The organism is Bartonella capreoli (assembly GCF_902813205.1).
In the GTDB taxonomy this organism is placed as follows: domain Bacteria; phylum Pseudomonadota; class Alphaproteobacteria; order Rhizobiales; family Rhizobiaceae; genus Bartonella; species Bartonella schoenbuchensis.
Genome location: NZ_CADDZX010000023.1, coordinates 1 through 4117, shown reverse-complemented (window position 1 = coordinate 4117; position 4117 = coordinate 1). Strand labels below are relative to the sequence as shown.

At 41.1% G+C, this 4117-nt stretch carries 1 pseudogene; it reads left to right on the top strand.

The window, feature by feature from the left end:
- Positions 1-142 precede the first annotated feature (142 nt).
- Positions 143-4117 (top strand): annotated as a pseudogene (locus J7R05_RS06765) (hypothetical protein); the annotation flags it as partial.

Below are 4117 nucleotides of genomic sequence, written 5' to 3'. Positions count from 1 at the left end.
AGGGGCACACTGGGTGAGGAGGCGTTTGTGTCTTGAGGGATGAAGAGGTGTTTGTGGCTGGAAGATGAGGGGACGTTGTTTTAAGGGAATGAAGGCCTATTGCCTGGGAGAGGCTATTTAGTAGGGGGGTGGGAGTTTGACGGTGGAGGATAGGACGAGGATTGAGTTTGAGGGGAGTGATGGGTATGGAGTATATGTGGGGAAAGGGGTGAGGGCTGAGTTGACGGGCGTGACGATTACGGGAAATGGGTATGGGTATGGGATAGAGGTAGCAAAAGAGGGAGCTGTGTGGTTGAAAGGGACGCATTTGAGAGATGTCGCAAAAGGTATGACTGTTAAGGAGGGAAGTTTTGTACGTATGGAGGGAGGGGAGATTACTTTTAAGGGAGACTATGGCATTAATCTTATAAGCGGGTATGCTTTTTTAGGAGAGGTCAATATCGAGGGAAAGGAAACAGGACAAGAGGGCATCAAAGTTAGTGCGGGAATGCTTGATCTGTACAAGACAAATGTAAGGGGTGTCTATAAAGGTATGACTGTTTGGAGGGGAGGTATTCGCATGTTTGGAGGATCGGTAGAGTTTACGGGAGATTACGGTATTGATCTTACAAGGGGGTATGCTTTTTTAGGAGAGGTCAATATCGAGGGAAAGGAAACAGGGCAAGAGGGCATCAAAGTTAGTGAGGGAATGCTTAATCTGTACAAGACAAATGTAAGGGGTGTTGATAAAGGTATGACTGTCACAAAGGGGGATGTGGTCATGGTTGAAGGGTCGGTAGAGTTTAAAGGAGAGCATGGGATCAGTCTTACAGGGGGGTATGCTGATTTAAGAGGGGTCAATATGACTTATAAGAGTGATGGTCTTAATGCTAACTTCATCAAGGTTGAAGGGGGAAAAGTTCTGGCAGAAGGCATAACAATCACAGGAAATGGAGGTAAGGGGCAGGGTGTCAAGGTAGCAAATGGGGGAGCTGTGTGGTTGAAAGAGACAAACTTTAGCAATGTGAGAAGTGGTATGACTATTTCAGAGGGATCTGTGTTTATGTTTAAGGGGGGTATTACTTTTAAGGGAGAATACGGTATCTATCTCAGTAAGGGACAGGCTTTGTTAAGTGATTTCAACATTACAGGACCAGGTGGTACGAGCAAAACTACAGCTACAGGTATAGGGGTAGTGGTGAGTAGCTTAGGAGAAGTCATGATGAGGGATGTGAATATTTCTCAGGTTGAAATGGGAGCAAGGGTGACGAGTGGATTGCTGGTGATGGACAAAGGGGGCATTACTTTTAAAGGAGACTATGGCATCAATCTTGTAAGCGGGTATGCTTTGTTAAATGGGGTTAATATTAAAGGGCCTGGTAGTGGAACGGGGATAGAGCTGGGGTATGGGCAGGTGTTGATGAAAGGCACAACTTTTACCAATGTTGATAAGGCTATGACTGTTACACAGGGGGATGTCAAAATGGAGGGAGGCGAGATAACATTTACAGGAGAGCACGGGATTCTTCTCAAGCAGGGTGGGGTTGCTTTAATGGGGGTTACGATGACTTATAAGGGGAACAGTACTACAGCTGATTTCATTAAAATCACGGGAGAGGATACTACAAATGCTGTAGAGGCAGTTGATCCTAAAACGAGGAAAACATTTACACCAAAGAGTGCCGTGGTGGTGGCAGCAAGCTTAAAAATCGATGGAAGTGGTCATGGGCAGGCCTTAAATGTTACAAATGGGGGGAGAGTTGTTTTGGTGAATCCAACTTATACGAATGTTCACACTGGCATGACTATTACAAAGGGTGCTGTGCAAATGATCGAAGGATCGATGGAGTTTAAAGGAGGGCACGGCATCTATCTCAAGAGGGGACATGCTTTGTTAACAAATGTCACTATGACTTATAAAGGTCATGAGAAAAATACTACTTTCCTAAAGGTTGAGGCAGAAAATGTTTTAAATACTGCAGATATTATAGGGACAGGCATTAAAATCGACGGAAAGGGGTATGGACAGGGGGTTTATGTCACAAAGGGTGGGAGGGTTAAGTTAAAAAATGCGCTCCTTTCCAATGTCATAAATGGGGTGAGTGTGGCTAATGGGGAATTCTGGATGAAGGGAGGGGAGATTGCCTTTAAGGGAGACTACGGCGTTAGTCTTTCAACGGGGAATGTTGTCTTAAAGGGTGTTATTATGGAGTATAAGGGGAATAACAGGGGTGCTAAGGCTGCTAATACTGCTTCTCCAAGCTTCATCAAGGTTGAAGGAAAAGGGGCAAATCTTGTAGCAATAAAGGTGATGTTCACAGGAAATGAACAAGGACTGGGGGTAAAGGTCGCAAATGGGGGACATGTGACGCTAAAACAATCGCATGTTACAAGAGTTCAAAATGCAATAACTGTCGAAGAAGGATCAATTTGGATGGGAAGTGGATTAATAGAATTCACGGGAGATTACGGTATTGATCTTAAGAAGAATGGGAGGGCTATTCTAGACAATGTACAGATGAACTACAAAGGTAACAAAAACGCTGACTTCATTAAGGTTGAAGGAAAAGAATCTTCAGTAAAAGTGCTGAGAACAGTAATTAATGGAACTGATAAGGAAAAAGGCGCTCATATAACTAATGGTGCACATGTAATATTGAGTCATTCAAGTTTAAATAAAGTCAACAAAGGCATAACTGCCCAAAATGCTGAAATAACTATGAATAGTACTTCAATGAGCTTTAAAGGAAGTTACGGTGTAAGTTTAAGTGTAGGAAAAGCTATTCTAAATAAAGTAAGTATGACACATACAGGCGATAATGATACAGACTTCCTTAAAGTCCAAGGAAAAGGGGCAAATCTTGCTGCAAATAAAGTCACGATTAAAGGATCCAAAAACAAAGGACAAGGGCTACATATTACAAAGGGGGCAAAAATAACACTTCTCCAATCTGAATTAACAGGTGTTGCTAAAGGAATCCATATCGACAGTGGAACAGTAAATGTTAAAAGGTCAACTATTACGATAGAGGGTGATGAATCTTACGGTATAAGCCTTTGGGGATCTCAAAAATCAACTGAAACGCACCTTAAAAGATCTCAAAGATCTGCGTCACGTAATTTAACAGTAGCCCACCATATGCCTAAAATGTCAGAGGTAGGGGTTGTTAATTTAACACTAACAACTTTAAAAGTTCCAAATAACACAGTTATTCATGGAAGAACAGCAAAAAGTCTTATTACCTTAAAAGATTCAAACATTTCCGGTGCCTCATTATTAGAAGCTAAAAGTGGATCTACTGTAATGCTTGCAACTAATAATTCCTCATTAACCGGCGGTTCACACGTTGATGATGAATCTGATACTCTATTTTATTTAACTAATAAATCTAGATGGTTTTTAACAAAGAACAAGAAAAATCAAAATTTAAGAGAATCATCTTCATTAATCTCAGGTATAATGCTTAAAGATAGTGCAATTATCTTTGAAAAGCCGACGTCAGACGATTATCAAACGCTGCGTATTGGAAAAGGATATCATAGCGCTTATCTCGCTCAGGGTGATGCACAACTTCATCTCAATATTCAAATAGGCCAAGATGGCTCACTTAACGATCACAAAACCGACCGTGTTTTAATTCATGGTAATGTTTCTGGAACTACTAAAATTCATATGAATACATCAAGCAATGGAGAGGCGGCTGTAAATTCAAGAACAAATAGAAATAATAACAATCAAAGTGTATCAATAGTACAGGTTTCTGGATCAGCACAAAAAGACTCTTTTCAATTAAACTATGGTTATATTACACTAAATAACTCTCCTTACCAACATCATCTTGTTGCTTATGGTCCTGGTTCTGAATTTGGGAAAGCAGATCCTCAAAAAAGATTAGTAAAAGGGGATGGGGACTTTTGGGATTTTCGTCTTGAAAGTAAAAATATTCCATTTGATCCTCGTCATCCAAATATAGTGCCAATTAAGCCAGCGATTGTTCCACAAGCTCCGGCTTATCTGCTTTTACCCAATGCTTTATTCTATGCTGGGTTGATGGATATCAACAATCAAACTGAGCTGTTGGGGACAATGGTGACGTCATTTGATCCATTTTTCAATGGAAAGCCGGCGTTTTTCATA